The sequence below is a fragment of the Tritonibacter sp. SIMBA_163 genome, assembly GCF_046535935.1.
Taxonomy (GTDB): Bacteria; Pseudomonadota; Alphaproteobacteria; order Rhodobacterales; family Rhodobacteraceae; genus Epibacterium; species Epibacterium scottomollicae.
The window spans coordinates 1-263 of record NZ_JAWJBP010000637.1; the positions used below are offsets into that span (position 1 = coordinate 1).

Annotated in this window: 1 protein-coding gene; it reads right to left on the reverse strand. The window is 63.5% G+C overall.

The features are described 5' to 3' along the window. A partial coding sequence (locus tag R0J92_RS23860) for an EI24 domain-containing protein (protein WP_411053502.1) occupies positions 1-263 on the reverse strand: 263 nt, incomplete at both ends.

Consider the following 263-nt stretch of genomic DNA (forward strand, 5'->3'; position numbering starts at 1 on the left):
GGTTGATGCCGGGAATGAAGAGGAGCAGCAGGGCGATGATATTGCCGATGATGACGACGCCGAGAAACTGCAGCGAGCCGATGATGGCCTGACCGAGCGGCATCGGCGTGCCGGGAACATCCGTCGGGTAATCCCGCTTCTCCACCACCTCGGCAACGTCGTCGAGGAAGAGACCGGCGATCAAGGCCGTGATCGGCGCAATCAGCAAGGCAAGCAGCAACGCCAGCCCGACGCCCGCAAGGATCGCGGCGATCAGCGTCAGC